This is a genomic window from Labilibaculum euxinicum (assembly GCF_009795715.1).
Classification (GTDB): Bacteria; Bacteroidota; Bacteroidia; order Bacteroidales; family Marinifilaceae; genus Labilibaculum; species Labilibaculum euxinus.
The window spans coordinates 181,918-198,379 of sequence record NZ_WTCR01000005.1; the positions used below are offsets into that span (position 1 = coordinate 181,918).

Genomic DNA, 16,462 nt, shown 5'->3' on the forward strand with positions numbered 1-16,462 from the left:
CAATGGGAAGAGAAAGACGTCCTCATATTGGAATTTTTGGAAGAAGAAACAATGGGAAAAGTACTCTCATTAATTTTTTGGCCGGACAAGATATTGCAATTGTTTCGGATGTTGCAGGCACAACAACTGATCCGGTAAAAAAGTCTTTTGAAATTACCGGATTTGGCCCGGTTATTCTAATTGATACGGCGGGAATTGATGATACCGGTGAGTTGGGGAAAAAGCGGATCACAAAAACCAATCAGATCATAAAAATCATAGATCTTGCTGTTCTTGTAATCGCTCAAAATACTTTTGGTGATTTTGAATTGGGACTGATTGATAATTTCAACAAACAAAATATTCCTTTCATTACAATACACAACAAAGAAGACATTGAGATTTTGAATCAGCAAACAACTGATTTACTGAAACTGTACGGATCTAAAGACATTCTTCACTTTTCCAATTGCAAAGCCAATATCGAACCTATTGTTAAAAGTATTAAAATAACAATTCCCGAATCGGCCTATACTACTCCTTCACTTTTGGGAGATTTGATCTCATACGGCGATATAATTCTTTTAATAACTCCAATTGATATTGAAGCTCCTGAAGGCAGATTGATTTTGCCGCAAGTTCAGGCAATAAGAGATATTTTAGATAATGATGCTGTGTGTATTGTTTTAAAAGAAAGGGAAGTTGATGCATTTTTACGTAAAACCAGAATTAAACCAAAGCTGGTTGTCACCGATAGTCAGGTATTTTTAAAAGCCGGAGCTTCCATTCCTTCTGATATTCCATTAACAAGTTTCAGCATCATGCTGGCACATTTCAAAGGAAATTTTAGTGCTTACTTAAAAGGAACGCCAAAAATTTCGGAACTAGTTGATGGTGATAAGATTATACTCTTGGAAAGCTGTACTCATCACAGTTCTTGTGACGATATTGGAAGAGTGAAAATTCCTCGCTGGATTTCCAACTTTACCGGTAAAAAACTGGAATTCGTGGTAATTGCCGGTTTAGATGAAATTCCGGGAAAAATAACGGATTATGCTCTTTTGATTCAATGTGGCGGCTGTATGATTACCCCAAAACAATTGGGCAATCGTCTGCAACCCGCCATAGATGCAGGAATACCTGTCACAAATTACGGAATGGCAATCGCCTATGTTCAAGGAATTTACAATCGTGCAGTTGCTCCATTTGCTAAAACAGAAAACTCTTCCATCGATTATTTGTAACCGATTATTTTACAGAATAGGTCACCCCTCTATCCTTTAAATAATTAAAAATAAATTGGAAACACTCCTCATTCCTGCCAATATATTCCGGTGGATTCATTCCTTTACGCAGAAATTTCCCTTTCAATAAGATATTGGCAACGGCTGTACAGGTATAACCAGTGGTTCTGGCCATGGAAGTAATTCCTGTTTTTACATCAAATTCATCATACAAATCGTAAGTAAATCTTTTATTCAATCCATTTTCAATTCCTTCAACCTCCACTCTCATTACTGTAAATTCACGTTCACCAGGCTTCAACTTCCATTTCGGGAATAATAATTTTGAAGTCAAGTCAATGGGTCTCACCTTCTTTCCCGAAACCTCAATTTCCTCTCTGGAAAAATACCCTGTATCCCTCAACACTCTTAAATATTCAATTGTTCCGGGGTAACGCAATGTTTTCTCTATCATATTGGGAACCTTTATGGTCTTAATCAAGCTTCGCAAACCATCCGAATTCCATGCTTCCAATGTTCCAATCTTGTCAAAATAAACCAATTCAGGATCAGACAAAGCCTCACGAATTACAAGCTCTCCAGATTGAACATACCGGGCTGGCCTGATATACTCCTCAATTACATCAGCAGGCGAAAAAACAGCGCGGTATTCCCAAGGCCACTCTCTTTCCATTGGTAATCCGCCAACCAAGCATCTAAATCGCTCTACCTTCATCTTTTCATTGTGGTAACCAAGAATAATATTACCCATACCTGGTGCCACACCACAGTCGGTTACAATACACACTCCATTGTTCTTTGCCAGATTATCCAGAGCAAACGGATCTTCAGGAAAAAAGGAAATATCCACCATATTTTTTCCTGCCTTTATAACTTCCCCAACGGTGAAATATCCCATAAATCCCGGAACAGCTCCAATTACCAAATCCGAATCAGCAACTATTCGCCGAATTACTCCCTCCCCTCTTAAGTCTGCAATTTTCTTTTTTATTTTTGGATAACGAGCCAGCTTTTCCAAGGCATTCGTATTCTGATCAACAGAAGTAACCTCATATGAATCACTTAGATCAATGGCGATAGCTTTACCAACCAAACCAGCTCCCAATACAGTTATTTTTTTCATGATTTACGGGATAATATTATTTTGATTCATGACACATGTTCTGGATTAGACAAAAATCCAGATATAATAGCTTCAATGACAAAATGAAAACTTTATTCTCCGCATGCTGCTCTCTAAATAATTATTAATCACATTAATTTACAAATACTTAAGAAGCAAATAAAAAATAATTCATCAGTTTCATACTAGTAGTATAATTTATGATTAGAATTAAAATCAAGAATCCTTATCTTTAGTATCAATATTCAATTAAGAACACGATCTATTGACCGCGTAAAATAATAAGCATATAAAACGAGCCATGAGAAGACTTTTCTCACACACGAGGATGGCTGAGTTGGCGAGTTCCATGTGGCAATAAAAAACAAATTTAGGCATATGAAAAAAGCAGTAGTTATCTTCATTTTCATCTCAGGTATCGTTTTCAAATCTTATTCACAAAACACAAAATTCATTCTGGAAGGAATGATAGGAGGAATTCAGAACGAAACTCTGTTTCTTTATCAGGAAACAGGGGAAAATGTAATTCTTCTTGACTCTGTAGTTACAAAAAACGGTGAATTTCAGTTTACAGGAAAAACAGATCATGCATTCGCTGCACAACTTGGATTATCTAAAAACAGACGGGCAAAAATTTTCATATCGCCATCCAAAATGAATCTATTGGTTCATAAAGATGAGTTTAAACACAATTTCCTGATCAAGAAACTCACGGGATCCGAAGCTCAAAACCGATACGAAGATTTTCAAGATAAACTGCAGAAAAATAATCAGCAAAAATTAAAAATAGCCAATGATCTTGAATTACCGGAAGTAAATTCCGATTCAATTAAGAAGAAAATGCTGCTTGCTGAGTACAAAAGACTGAATAAATTTAAGAAAGAATATTTTCACAATTATGCATCTTCTCCAGTTGTGTCTTATTTAATTTTTCAGGAATATTTTGGCGCCAAATGCAGTTTAGACGATGTAAAAATCTACTTGAAAACTCTTAATACAGCCAACCCAAACGGAATTTATGTGCAGAATTTAAACAAACGTGTTGAAACAATTGAACAAATTTTCACCAGAAACGAATTCCCTGACTTTAGCTCCATTACACTTAAAGGGCAAGAATACAATTTTGCAGACCGAAAAGCCCAGTATTACTTATTTTATATCTGGAGAGCCTGGACTCCGGATAAAAACGAGCCTAATTATCAAGCTTTAAATAAATTACAGACCAACTGCAAAGAAAATGGGATTGAACTGGTAAGCCTTATTCGAAATTCATCCTACAACCTGCTTCCTGTTCAAGGGACAAAAGAATGGAAACAGTGGCGGCCCGTTATTGACTCCTCGCATGAATATATCGAAATAGAGAGCATAGACAACAGTGTTGACCTTATTAAGTATCTGGATCGACAATTTCATGCATTTTTAGTCAATCGAGAAGGTAAAATTATTTATCATCAGAATATTTTTGATACTAACTTACTGATATCGGAACTGACTAAGTTTGTTTCAAAACCTTAAAGAAGTTTATTCTAATTCTGATTAACTATATTTATCTGCTTGCTAACAAAAATAAATATGGATACGATACCCGATAATTTACTGAAATTGGAAAGAAGGATAAATATCTCCCTATTATAATACTGAATTAGAACAGATAGTCCGAAAAAAAACTGTTCGGATTAATTCAGTCATGAAGATGTGAAGAGGAAGGATTTAAATTATTTACGGGCTTCAAAAACATGGGAAATATTCTCTTTGTTTGTACAAAGAAATAAATAGTAAAGAATGGAAAATTTCATTAAAGTCACTGATGATTTGGGAAGGAAAATTAATATCCCTTTTCCTCCCAAAAGAATTATTTCTACGGTTCCATCCACAACCGAATTTCTATTTGATTTAGGATTGGGAGACCGTGTTATTTCCAAAACAAAATTTTGCAAATATCCCAAAGACAAAATCGCCAAACTCCCAAATATAGGAGGCCCAAAAGATTTATACTTTGATAAGATTAACTTACTCGATCCGGATATAATATTTGCCAACGAAGAAGAAAACAGTAAGAATCAGATTGAAGCCTTAATGGACAAATTCACAGTTTATGTATGCAAAGTCCGCAATTATGACGAAGCTCTCCAAAACATTCTGAATACCGGTAAAATTGTTGGAGCTGAAACCAAAGCGTTCGAAATTGCCAATCATATTCATGCCGGTTTTTCGCAGTTGCCAATCATGCAAAATTCGCTAAGTGTGCTTTATCTGATTTGGAAAAATCCATATATGGCAGCAGGAAAAGATACATTTATTAATTCGATGATTGATAAATGCGGTTTTAAAAATGTAATTGAAGATAACGATTCAAGGTATCCACAACTAACTGATGAAGAAATTCAGACACTTAATCCTGATCTAATCTTTTTATCATCGGAGCCATTTCCTTTTACTCAAAAACATATACCGGAAATCCAGAACCTATTGCCAAATACAAAAATTGAACTGGTTGATGGTGAAATGTTTTCCTGGTTTGAATCTCATCTGCTTAAAGCAGGAAAGTATTTTAAGGATTTAATTCAAAAAATAAACTCTTGACCAAAGCAAAAATCGTTACAATAATTCTTACTATTTTTGTTTAGTATTTAAAATCTACTTAATGGAACGCATTGCAATATTCCCGGGTTCATTTGACCCTTTTACCGTAGGACACGAATCAATTGTGACCAGAGCACTACCTTTATTTGATAAAATCATCATATGTATTGGATACAATTCAGAAAAAAAACAGTTTTTCCCAATTGAGAAGCGGATACAGTGGATAAAAGAGGCATTTGCGAACAATCCAAAGATTGAGGTAGAAACATTCAGCGGATTAACTGTTGAATATTGCCAATCTAAAAATGCGAAATTTATACTGCGAGGGCTTAGAACGGCTGCTGATTTTGAATATGAAAGAGCCATCGCTCAAATCAATAAAAAAATGGTTTTCGAATTGGAATCCATATTTCTGTTAACCACTCCTGAGCATACACCTATTACTTCCACCATTGTAAGGGATATCATCCGCCACGGTGGAAATGCCTTGCAGTTTTTACCCAAAGTGAAAGATCCTGAAGCCTATAAATACAAACAATAACCTTATGTCTAAGCTCGTAAAGATACTTGTCATTATTTTGATTCTAGCTGGTGCATGGATGCTTATTGCTCCAAATTACCTTAGAACAAGTCTTATTTATTGGTATGCCAACATTGATGACTATACCATTTTTGAAAACAAGGAAGTATCAGTAGAAAATGGTAAAGATTGGCCGGAAGATTCAAACTATAATAAATTTACGCTTGATTCTATTGATCGGGCTTATCTTGAAAACAATGAAACTGTGGCTTATTTAGTTATTCAGGATGGTAAGGTTTTATATGAAGAATATTGGGAAGATTACGGAACAGAATCACTTTCCAATTTATTTTCCGCAACAAAAAGTATCGTTAGTTTACTAATTGGTATTGCTATTGATCAAGGGAAAATTAATTCTATAAATGATCCTGTTGGTAAATATCTTAAAGAGTTTTCGGAAGATGAACGTGGCAACATAACCATTAAGAATCTACTTACCATGAGCTCTGGATTGGATTGGGACGAAGCATACAGCAGTCCAACATCAATTACCACAAAAGCTTACTATGGCAAAAAATTAAGAGAAGTTTCCACCAATCAGCATCTGGTTGAAAAACCAGGGGTTCGTTTCAGATATCAAAGTGGAAACACCCAACTTTTATCGTTCATTATAGAGGAAGCTACAGGCGAAACAATTGCAAAATATGCCGAACGCAAGCTTTGGAAACCAATGCAGGCAACACAACCTGCTTTATGGAGTTTGGATAAAAAAGAAGGAGATGAAAAAGCATTTTGCTGCTTCAATACAAACGCCAGAGATGCTGCCCGTTTCGGACAACTGGTTTTGAATAAAGGAAAATGGAATGGAGTACCATTGGTATCGGAAGAATATATTACGGAAGCAACTAAAGCGGCTTCATATCTCTTAAATGAAGAAGAAACGGAGCCGTTAAATTTCTACGGATTTCAGTATTGGATTCTTCCTTATTCAAGGATGAATATTCCCTATATGAGAGGACATCTCGGTCAGTATATTTACAGCATTGCTGAAAAAAATGCTGTTGTTGTTCGTTTAGGAAAGCAAAAGGACAAGATTAAGCAAGGTCAGATCACTTTAGATATTCCAAAGTATGTTGACATTGCCATGAAAATAATCAAGTAAAATCATCACAAAGCATTTGCCCCAATGAGAATTCTTTTATTATTGTTTTTGTCGCTTGTCTCAATTTCTGTCTCTTTGGCAGATACAGTGCGCATTCATGGTACAAATACAAGTTATGCCGGATCAAAAATTGAGATCAAGTATCATACTGATGTATTTACCTACTCAGAAAAAACAATAACAGAATTCACTGTTCCGGCTGACGGTTCCTTTTCTGTCAATTTAGATCTCGATGAAGTTACCTTAGTATTTCTACCTCTTGGTATTTACAAAGGATTCCTCTATTTAGAACCTGGCAAAGAGTACGAAATCAAATTACCCCCTAAAAAAGATTTATCGCCTGTACAAAAATTGAATCCGTTTTTTGAACAGGAAGAACTTCTTATTGGCGTGGCGAATGTCGGCCAAAATGATATTAATATATTAATTCGTAAGCTGGACGACAAGATTGATCCTTTTGTTAATCAAAACTTTAATAAAATTTACAGGAAAAAAGAGAATTCACCAGGCATTAAATTCTCGGAAGAACTAAAACTGGAATATAGGGATATTAGCAATCCCTTTTTTCAAGATTATTTGACCTATCGTTTGGGATTTATTGAATACCTGGCCTACCCGGCTTCGTTTGTAAAAATTGAGGAAAAGTATTTCGAAAATCAGGAAATCAAGCTAAACAATTCTGCTTACACCAGTCTTTACAAAAAACAGTACGGCAATTTCCTGACCGGATATTTTAGTCAGTTAGAAAGTTCGGAACTTTCCAATGCTCTAAAATCAGAAAACACTTACCGTGATATTTATGAATTAATGCGGAATTATGCAGCTTATAAAAATATCCAATTCAGAGAATTGATTATTGCAACATCGGTATTTGATGCCTATTCCCGAAAATTCTACAGCAGAAACAAAACGGTTGAAATACTGTCACAATTAAAAAATCACAGCACGAACCAATACAATCAGGATTTGTGTGAAAATTTCATCAGAAAAATTACCCATTTGCATACCAATTACCCTGCTCCTGATTTCTCCATTGGAAAATACCAATTAGCAAATTACAAGGGGAAATTCTTATATCTGAATTTCTGTAACACTGAAAGTTATCCTTGCCTTCAGGATTTTAAAGAAATGGCGAAACTGAAAAAACAATTTGGTGAACACATTGAATTTTTAAGTATTGCCTGCGATTGGGACGTAAGTAAATATCTTGATTTCACATCAAAAAAGACTCTTGACTGGCCAATGATCCATATTGGTGATCAACAGCATCTGCTTGGGGAGTACAATGTAAAAGCCTTTCCAACTTACATTCTTATTAATCCCGAAGGTAAAATCGTTAAAGCTCCTGCTCAGGGGCCAAAGGAAAATATTCAATTGGAATTTATTAAGATTGCCAGAGATGCAGCAAGAAAGGCTTATAGGAAATAGGTCTAAAACACTATTAAGCCTCATTCATTACCTCTAAAATAGAAGCATAAGTATTTGCCTTGAATTCGCCCAGATTATCAGACGAAAGCCACTTAGCTTCCTGTATATCTTCTTCGGTTTGAGGAACCAAACTTTCTGAGCCTGAGTAACTCATTTTGTACCAATAGGTTCGTTTCAGCATGTGTTTGCCTTTCATCCAATAAGTGTGGTAAGTTGAATTCAATTCCTTTTCAATTTTCAAATCAGTAATACCACATTCTTCCTCTACTTCACGAACTGCGGCCTCATGAACCAACTCCCCCTTTTCTACCTTGCCTTTGGGCAAATCCCATTTCCCAAGTCGGTAAATTGCCAGAATTTGCTGTTTGGAATTGAATACTTTTCCGCCCGCCGCTTCGATGTATTTAAAACAAGATTCAAAGTGTTCGAAAAGCTGTTCTAAATCTTCAGCAACAATAAAAATTGCCTCCTTACTTTCATCTTCATCAAACTGAAGAATAAGACCTTCTAAAGACTCGCCTTCGACCCAGGCATAAACCATTCCTTCGAAATTTACACTCTCACTTTTATCTCCTAAAAAAATGATTCGATCTTTAAAAAATACTTTATACATTTGCGGTAGAATTTTAAAATGCTTCGGAAAAATATAATCAACTGAATTTCCGCTTTTTGAATTCATTTAACAATCCATAAATCCATTGAAAGAATGCAAGATACTGCTAAACAAGTCGCTGAATATTTGTTGCAAATAAAAGCAATTAAACTAGAACCAACAAACCCATTTACTTGGGCTTCGGGATGGAAATCGCCAATTTATTGTGATAATCGTAAAACACTTTCGTATCCGGAAGTTAGAACTTACATTAAAAAAGCTTTTGCTGAGGCAGTATTGGCAAAATATCCTGAGGTGGAAGTAATTGCCGGCGTAGCGACAGGAGCAATTGCATTAGGTGCTTTGGTGGCCGAAGAAATGAATTTACCAATGGTTTATATCCGTTCATCGGCGAAAGCCCATGGAATGACAAACCTAATTGAAGGTGAAATTAAAGCCGGACAAAAAGTTGTAGTTATTGAGGATTTAATTTCGACAGGCGGCAGTAGTTTAAAAGCTGTTGAAGCATTGCGCGAAGCAAATTGCGAAGTGCTGGGAATGTTAGCAATCTTCACTTACGGTTTTCAAACTGCAGCTGACAATTTCACAAATGCAAACTGTAAATTAGACACATTAAGCAATTACAACGTAATGATTGATCGTGCTCAGGAAATTGGATACGTGAAAGCTGAAGATGTTGATCAGTTAAAAGAATGGAGAAAAGATCCGGCTAACTGGAGAAAATAAGCGCCGCATTTTTTATAAAAAATAATAGTCGAAAGAGAGTATTCCAATGCGAATACCCTCTTTTGCATTCTAAAGGAGGAACAGACAAATGTCGACAACAAAAATTATTAGTGAAGTAAAAAAGATTCCACATACTGTAAGTGATGTGTATGGTTTCTTTTCTGATTTCAGAAAAATTGCCAAGGTATTCGAATTGGCTGCCAACAATCCTCAGATTCAGGAACAAATTGAAGCTCAAGCCAAGAAAAAAGTAAATTTTAAAGAATACATTGAGCATTGGGAAGCTACCGAAAACAACTGCACTTTCGTGATAAAAGGTTTTGGCGAAGCTGGTTTGGAATTTGTGGAAAAAGAAGAAAACAAAGTGTTGAAAATGACAGGATATGGCAGAAGTCCTTTCGAATTCTACATTTGGATTCAACTGGTTGAAAAAGATGCATATGACACACGGATAAGATTAACCGTTCATGCAGAATTGAATGCCATGATGAAAATGATGCTGAAAAAGAAATTGGAAAAAGGAATTGATCAGTTGGCCGAAGGTCTGACCCAAATTCCTTACAATATGCTTCAAAGTATTGAATAGGGATTAATCAATCTAATGAAAGCTGTTGAAAATCTCAACAGCTTTTTTGTACATTTCGTTTTTTTAGATAGCTTTGTCTTTAATGATTCTAAATAAAAATCATAGAATTCTTGCATGGCTATTATCCATAGCCTTTGTTCTGCCAATTTTAATTAAGGCAGAACACATGATGTTCCCCAATCACGAACATCACAAATATTCGTGCGACCATAGCACATCAAGTATAGAAGATATTTGTGAGATTCAGGGATTCGACTATTTCTACTTTACTCCGGCAAATATTACAAGTATTCCAACCATTGCGATTTTCAAATTTGAAGTCCCAATTGTAGAATCAACTAAAAAATCTTATAAAAAATCCAAACTTCCTTATTGCCTAAGGGCTCCCCCATTTACAGTATGTTCAATTTGCTGATCTGATTACGAATAGATCAGAAGGTATAATGTTGATAGGTTCCCAGAAACTTATCGATTATATCTATGTGTTTCAAATTTTACTACATAAATTAATATAACTCCGAGTTATCATGATACGATATATCCTGGCAATACTATTACTATTGCCACAATACACCTATGCCTTAGGTGAAATAAAAAACAATAAAATTTCTGGAAAAATCACCGACTTTGATAGTGGAACTGCTCTTCCCGGTGTAAGTATTTTCATTCCTGAACTTCAAAAAGGAACTGTTAGTGATTCTGATGGAAACTATGCCTTAGAAAACTTGCCCAATGGTAAAATTAAAGTGCAATTTTCATTTGTCGGTTACGAAAGTTCAATCAATACCATATCAATAACAAAAGAAAATACAGAACTAAACATTAGCATGCAGTTCACTTCGGTCACTACTCAGGACATTGTTGTTTCGGGAGGTTTTCCTTCTGCGCAACACGAAAATGCAATTAAAATTTCGGTGCTTGCAAAAGAAGATCTGAAAAGGCTGTCGACACCTTCCTTAGGTGAGAAATTAGCGACTATACCAGGTGTAGATGTGATTTCAAGGAGTCCAGGAGTCAGCACTCCAGTAATTCGTGGTCTTTCCTTAAATAATATTCTTTTTCTAAACAATGGAGTGCGTTTGGAAAACTTTCAGTTCTCAACTGATCATCCATTTTTAATTAACGAAGAGGGAGCTGATCATATCGAAGTAATTAAAGGTCCTGCATCTTTACTTTACGGATCGGATGCCATGGGAGGTGTAATAAATATCGTACGGGAGAAACCTGCACCTGCCAATAGTTTAAAGGCAGATATCTCAAGTGAATACTACAGCGTAACTCAGGGATTGGCAACAACTGTTGGAGTAAAAGCTTCTCAGAAAGATTGGTTCTGGATGCTGCGCGCCAACAAACAATCTCACAAGGATTACAAAGATGGCAATGGGGAATACGTTCCCAATACCCGCTTCAACTCAGATGGATTGCAGTTAGGCATGGGAATGGTTAAAGATTTTGGAAGTTTTAAAATTTACTACGATTACCTGCAGCCCAAACTTGGCATGACCAATGAGGAATCAATAAATTTAGTGAATGCAGGAAACCGAAAAAATAATCGTTGGTACCAAAACCTGACTCAACATTTAATTTCATCGAGAAACAAATTGTTTTTGGGAAACTATAAATTAGAATTGAATGCCGCTTATCAATTCAACCAACGAAGATTGAACGGAAACCCTGAATCAACTGTTTTCCGATTGGTAGATATGGATTTAAATACCTTCACATATGATAGTAAATTATATTTCCCAAGCTCTGAAACAACCGAATTCCTTATCGGAATTCAAGGAATGCATCAATCCAATACCAATCACGAAGCACCAAATCATATCATTCCAAACGCTCAAATTGATGATTTCTCGACATTTGCTCTTTTAAAGAAGGAGATTAATACTGTAGGAATTCAATTAGGACTAAGGTATGATCATCGGTCATTATATGTTCCTGAACAAGAAGCCGGCGGGCATTCGCATGCTGAACCAGGAGTGCATGATGACCATGAAGAAGAAACAGTTCATATCAACCGACAATTCGACAATTTAAATGCATCAGTTGGCGCAACATTTCATCTGTCAGAAAAATTACTTATGCGAACAAACTTTGCAACCGGTTATCGGGTACCAAATTTAGCAGAACTAACCCAACATGGCTTACACGGAAACCGATTTGAAGAAGGAAATGCAAATCTTGATCCACAAAAAAGTTTGGAATCCGATTTGGGAATTCATTACCATACTCGTAATAGCAATATCGATTTTTCTGCTTTTTATAACAAGATTTATGATTATATGTATTTGGCACCGACCGATGAACCTGCTCCTGAAGGAACAGGCTTTGTATATTCTTATTCACAACAGGATGCCAAATTATATGGTGGAGAACTTGCAATAAATTTAGCTCCAGTTTCCTTTATGAAATTTCATACCGACTATGCCATGGTAATTGCAAAACAAGATAATGGAGAACGCTTACCATTTATTCCTCAGCACAAGCTAAATACTTCTGTTCGATTATTTGCCAAAGGAAATCAAGTTTTCGATGCTCCTTTTATCAGCTTAAGCTGGAAACATGCTTTCGATCAAAAACATCCGGCTAAATTCGAAAGCAAAACATCTGCTTATGATTTAATCGCCATTCAAACAGGTACGGATATTAAATTAGGCAAATACCAAACAAGTTTACTATTTAGTGTAAACAATATTTTCAACGAGGTTTACATAGATCATTTATCAAGCTTAAAACCATTAAACTTCTATAATCCAGGAAGAAATGCCAGTGTAAAATTTACTGTTCATTTTTAAAATAAAAATAAGAGGTGAGCTAATGAATAAAGCTCACCTCTTTAAAATTATAAATTCGCTCTATACTATTAGCCTTAATTCGCAGCTGCCCGTACTCTGTGATGCCAACAATTTGGCCCTCAAACGTGCCATTTTCATCCGAAAACCGGTGCTTTTCATTCATCCAATACATCGATTTCAGATAATCCTTTTCCAACAGGTCTGACTTTTGATCCACCAACTGAAAATATCGATTTTCAATGCAGGCTAACAATTTTGTCAGTTCTTCGTCCAAATTGTACTCTTTATTGGTACAAATTGCCAGTGAAGTAGGATTTGGCGCATCGGATACAAATTCTAACTGATTAATATTTAAACCTAAACCACAAATACTGTGACTTAAGGCTGATCCCATAATGGAATGTTCTATTAATATGCCGGCAATCTTCTCATTTCCAACATAAATATCATTAGGCCATTTTATAGAAACATTCTTTAAATATCCACTCAAATAATCGTAAACCCCCAAAGAAATAACCATAGAAATTTGGAATTGATGTGGTATTGGTAGAAATTCCGGTGTAAGAATGATACTTATGGTAAGGTTTTTGCCTTCTTCACTTTCCCAAATATTTGCACGCTGTCCTCGGCCTTTTGTCTGACTTAATGTCAAAACGACAGTTCCAGCTGACGGTTTTTGAGTTTTTATCAACTCCAAAGCAAAATCATTTGTTGAATGCATTTCGTTTTTGCGGATTAATAAATGGGGAGAAAATAAACATCTGTTCATGAATGAAAATTATTAGTTTCAACGAGACAATACTGTTCTGTTAACAATTGATATTTTGGTAATCTTTGGTGAAATTAATCATTACCTTGCATAATGAAAGACAAATGTAAAACTTTGAATTCGCTTAATCACTCTTGAAAACTAAGGATACAAGAATCATTAATAGACATTGCAATCGGTTAAAACGAAATAAAAAGCAAAAGCAACAAGAACAAGTGATTGGTTTACATGCAATTACATGTACATTAAAGATTTTAAAAGCTTATTTAAATCAAATTGAAAAACAAATTTTATTCATTTGAAAAAAAATTATCTTTGTAAATAAAATATTAAGAATGGCAGAAAAACAAGGAAATACAACAGAAGAACTCGTTGAGTCCTTAATTGAGGGATTGCAAAAAAATAAAGCAGTAGAAATTGTTAAGATTGACCTAAGAAATATTGATAGTTCGGTTTGCAAGTATTTCCTTATTTGCCATGGAACATCATCCACTCACGTAAACGGAATCGCCGCATCGGCAGAAGAATATGTGAGAGAAAAAATCAATGAAAAATTATGGCGAATAGAAGGATATCAAAATTCCCAATGGATTTTATTGGATTATGCTGATGTAGTAGTTCATATTTTTCAAAAAGAATACAGAGATTTTTATCGACTTGAAAGTTTATGGGCAGATGCTGCTGTAACTAAAATTCAGAATGCTTAGCCAATACAATAACCTTTAACTAAAAAGAATGACAGAAAATAATGATCAAAATAAATCTCCTTACCAAAAAGGAAAGAATGGCAACAGTATGCTTAAACCCCCAAAATTTAACGCATACTGGGTTTACGGATTAATTGCCGTAGCATTTATTGCTCTTAATCTTCTAAACATTGGCCAAAAACCACAGGAAACCAGCTGGCAAAAGGTGAAAAATGATATGATTCGCAACTCTGATGTTGAACGAATTGTTGTAATCCGTAATCTTCTTGCTGTGAATGTTTATCTTAAACAGGAAAGCCTGGACAAATATCCAGCTCTTTTCGAAAGTAGTTTTGATTCTCCTTCAAAAGCAGGTCCGCATTATACTTTCCCAATTGGTTCTATTGAGCAATTTGCAGATCAATTAGAAAGTGCTCAGGAAGGGGTTTCTGATTTAAACCGGATTGAACCTGAGTATACAACTCAAGAAAATTATTTCGGTGATTTTATTGGATGGATACTTCCTTTTGCATTAATTATTGGTATCTGGTTTTATGTATTCCGCCGGATGAGTAAAGGTGCCGGTGGTGGTGGCGGAGGTGGTAACATCTTTAATGTTGGTAAATCGAAAGCCAAAGTATTCGATAAGGAATCTAACATTAGCATCAATTTTAAAGATGTTGCAGGCTTGGCAGAAGCAAAACAGGAAGTGGAAGAAATTGTTGAATTTCTTAAACATCCGCAAAGATACACCAAATTGGGAGGTAAAATCCCTAAAGGAGCTCTACTTGTAGGACCTCCTGGAACTGGAAAAACCTTATTAGCAAAAGCCGTTGCAGGTGAAGCAAATGTTCCTTTCTTTAGCATGTCGGGTTCCGATTTTGTGGAGATGTTTGTTGGTGTTGGAGCGAGTCGTGTTCGTGATTTGTTTAAGCAGGCAAAAGAAAAATCGCCTTGTATTGTATTTATCGATGAGATTGATGCAATTGGTAGAGCACGTGGTAAAAATCCTAACATGGGTTCGAACGACGAGCGTGAAAATACATTGAATCAGCTGCTAACTGAAATGGATGGTTTTGACACCAATTCAGGTGTAATAATTTTAGCCGCAACCAACCGCGCTGATATTTTGGACCGTGCCTTGATGCGTGCCGGTCGTTTCGATCGTCAGATTCATGTTGAGCTGCCTGATTTAAATGAACGCAGAGAAATTTTTGGCGTTCACTTACGTCCTCTAAAATTAGATCCAAATCTTGATAAAGAATTTTTGGCGAAGCAAACTCCGGGATTCTCGGGTGCTGATATTGCAAATGTGTGTAATGAATCAGCTTTGATTGCGGCAAGAAAGAAGAAAGAAATTATTGAGAAACAAGATTTCTTAGATGCAATTGACCGTATTATTGGTGGATTGGAAAAGAAAAATAAAATCATATCACTTCAGGAAAAAAAGACCATTGCTTATCACGAAGCAGGTCATGCTACTATTTCATGGATACTGGAACATGCTCATCCTTTAGTGAAAGTAACAATTGTGCCACGTGGAAAAGCCTTGGGTGCAGCTTGGTATTTACCTGAAGAAAGAAGCATTACAACCAAAGAACAAATGCTGGACGAAATGTGTTCTACATTGGGTGGACGTGCTGCGGAAGAAATTACTTTTGCAAAAATATCAACTGGTGCTCAAAATGACCTGGAAAAGGTAACCAAGCAAGCAATGGCGATGGTTTCAATTTTTGGTATGAGTGAGAAAGTAGGAAATGTGAGTTATTACGATTCTTCAGGACAATCAGATTATGGGTTTTCAAAACCATATAGTGAGAAAACTGCTGAACTAATTGATTCTGAGATTAAAATATTAATTGAAGAAAGCTACAAAAGAGCCAAACAAGTTCTTTTAGACAATATGTCGAAACACAAAAAACTTGCAGAATTACTTTTGGAACGTGAAGTTATCTTCAGTGAAGATTTAGAAGCAATTTTTGGCAAACGAAAATTTGGCGAGCCTCAAGGTTTGGGTGAAAAGAAAATCATTCCAATACCTGAAAGTAAAAACACAACTAATGACAGTGAAAATCAGACTGTTTAATCAGTCCTTACCATCATAAATTAAATTGCTAAATTATTGAGGAAACTCAATAATTTAGCTTTTTTTTAACCTCTTTTTTCTTATCCACTCCTAAAAGATTCGCTTAAAATATCCGATTGTAATAAGTGCTGAAAAAACACTATTTTTGGGATCGAATAA

14 protein-coding genes are annotated in these 16,462 nt (G+C 35.5%); 11 read left to right on the plus strand and 3 right to left on the minus strand.

Annotation, left to right across the window (positions count from 1 at the left end; translation table 11 throughout):
* Positions 1 to 2: 2 nt before the first annotated feature.
* Positions 3 to 1,223, plus strand: a complete 1,221-nt coding sequence (hydF, locus tag GQR60_RS08250; protein WP_124992457.1) for a [FeFe] hydrogenase H-cluster maturation GTPase HydF — start codon at positions 3 to 5, stop codon at positions 1,221 to 1,223.
* A 4-nt stretch (positions 1,224 to 1,227) separates the two neighbouring features.
* On the opposite strand, the gene GQR60_RS08255 is transcribed toward hydF, so the two are convergent.
* On the minus strand, positions 1,228 to 2,346 hold the full coding sequence (locus GQR60_RS08255) for a saccharopine dehydrogenase family protein (protein WP_124992458.1): 1,119 nt from the start codon (positions 2,344 to 2,346) through the stop codon (positions 1,228 to 1,230).
* Positions 2,347 to 2,724: 378 nt separating this feature from the next.
* On the opposite strand from GQR60_RS08255, the gene GQR60_RS08260 reads away from it, so the two are divergent.
* The 5 genes from GQR60_RS08260 (at position 2,725) to GQR60_RS08280 (ending at position 8,039) form a co-directional block, all read left to right on the plus strand.
* The gene (locus tag GQR60_RS08260) at positions 2,725 to 3,861 is read left to right on the plus strand and encodes a DUF4369 domain-containing protein (RefSeq protein ID WP_124992459.1); all 1,137 of its coding nucleotides are present in this window, start codon (positions 2,725 to 2,727) and stop codon (positions 3,859 to 3,861) included.
* 267 nt (positions 3,862 to 4,128) lie between these two features.
* A complete protein-coding gene (locus tag GQR60_RS08265; RefSeq protein ID WP_124992460.1) occupies positions 4,129 to 4,929 on the plus strand; it encodes an ABC transporter substrate-binding protein in 801 nt (266 codons plus the stop codon).
* A gap of 61 nt (positions 4,930 to 4,990) precedes the next feature.
* Positions 4,991 to 5,470: a pantetheine-phosphate adenylyltransferase gene (gene coaD, locus GQR60_RS08270; RefSeq protein WP_124992461.1), complete on the plus strand. Its 480-nt coding sequence runs from the start codon at positions 4,991 to 4,993 to the stop codon at positions 5,468 to 5,470.
* A gap of 4 nt (positions 5,471 to 5,474) precedes the next feature.
* Positions 5,475 to 6,611: a serine hydrolase domain-containing protein gene (locus tag GQR60_RS08275; protein ID WP_124992462.1), complete on the plus strand. Its 1,137-nt coding sequence runs from the start codon at positions 5,475 to 5,477 to the stop codon at positions 6,609 to 6,611.
* Positions 6,612 to 6,635: 24 nt separating this feature from the next.
* Positions 6,636 to 8,039 (plus strand): TlpA family protein disulfide reductase, encoded by a 1,404-nt coding sequence (locus GQR60_RS08280; protein WP_124992463.1) that lies wholly within the window; start codon positions 6,636 to 6,638, stop codon positions 8,037 to 8,039.
* Positions 8,040 to 8,052: 13 nt separating this feature from the next.
* On the opposite strand, the gene GQR60_RS08285 is transcribed toward GQR60_RS08280, so the two are convergent.
* The gene (locus tag GQR60_RS08285; protein ID WP_160463440.1) at positions 8,053 to 8,652 is read right to left on the minus strand and encodes an NUDIX domain-containing protein; all 600 of its coding nucleotides are present in this window, start codon (positions 8,650 to 8,652) and stop codon (positions 8,053 to 8,055) included.
* Positions 8,653 to 8,745: 93 nt separating this feature from the next.
* Here GQR60_RS08285 and pyrE point away from each other — a divergent pair, with 93 nt between their 5' ends.
* From pyrE to GQR60_RS08300, 3 genes are all read left to right on the plus strand, one after another.
* On the plus strand, positions 8,746 to 9,378 hold the full coding sequence (gene pyrE, locus GQR60_RS08290) for an orotate phosphoribosyltransferase (RefSeq protein ID WP_124992465.1): 633 nt from the start codon (positions 8,746 to 8,748) through the stop codon (positions 9,376 to 9,378).
* An 88-nt stretch (positions 9,379 to 9,466) separates the two neighbouring features.
* A complete protein-coding gene (locus GQR60_RS08295) occupies positions 9,467 to 9,964 on the plus strand; it encodes a hypothetical protein (protein WP_124992466.1) in 498 nt (165 codons plus the stop codon).
* A gap of 527 nt (positions 9,965 to 10,491) precedes the next feature.
* The gene (locus tag GQR60_RS08300) at positions 10,492 to 12,762 is read left to right on the plus strand and encodes a TonB-dependent receptor (RefSeq protein WP_124992467.1); all 2,271 of its coding nucleotides are present in this window, start codon (positions 10,492 to 10,494) and stop codon (positions 12,760 to 12,762) included.
* A 19-nt stretch (positions 12,763 to 12,781) separates the two neighbouring features.
* On the opposite strand, the gene GQR60_RS08305 is transcribed toward GQR60_RS08300, so the two are convergent.
* On the minus strand, positions 12,782 to 13,531 hold the full coding sequence (locus GQR60_RS08305) for a biotin--[acetyl-CoA-carboxylase] ligase (RefSeq protein ID WP_124992468.1): 750 nt from the start codon (positions 13,529 to 13,531) through the stop codon (positions 12,782 to 12,784).
* 335 nt (positions 13,532 to 13,866) lie between these two features.
* Here GQR60_RS08305 and rsfS point away from each other — a divergent pair, with 335 nt between their 5' ends.
* Complete coding sequence (gene rsfS / locus GQR60_RS08310) at positions 13,867 to 14,238, plus strand: ribosome silencing factor (protein WP_101308127.1); 372 nt, start codon at positions 13,867 to 13,869, stop codon at positions 14,236 to 14,238.
* Between the two features lie 28 nt (positions 14,239 to 14,266).
* Positions 14,267 to 16,303, plus strand: a complete 2,037-nt coding sequence (ftsH, locus tag GQR60_RS08315) for an ATP-dependent zinc metalloprotease FtsH (RefSeq protein ID WP_124992469.1) — start codon at positions 14,267 to 14,269, stop codon at positions 16,301 to 16,303.
* Positions 16,304 to 16,462 lie beyond the last annotated feature (159 nt).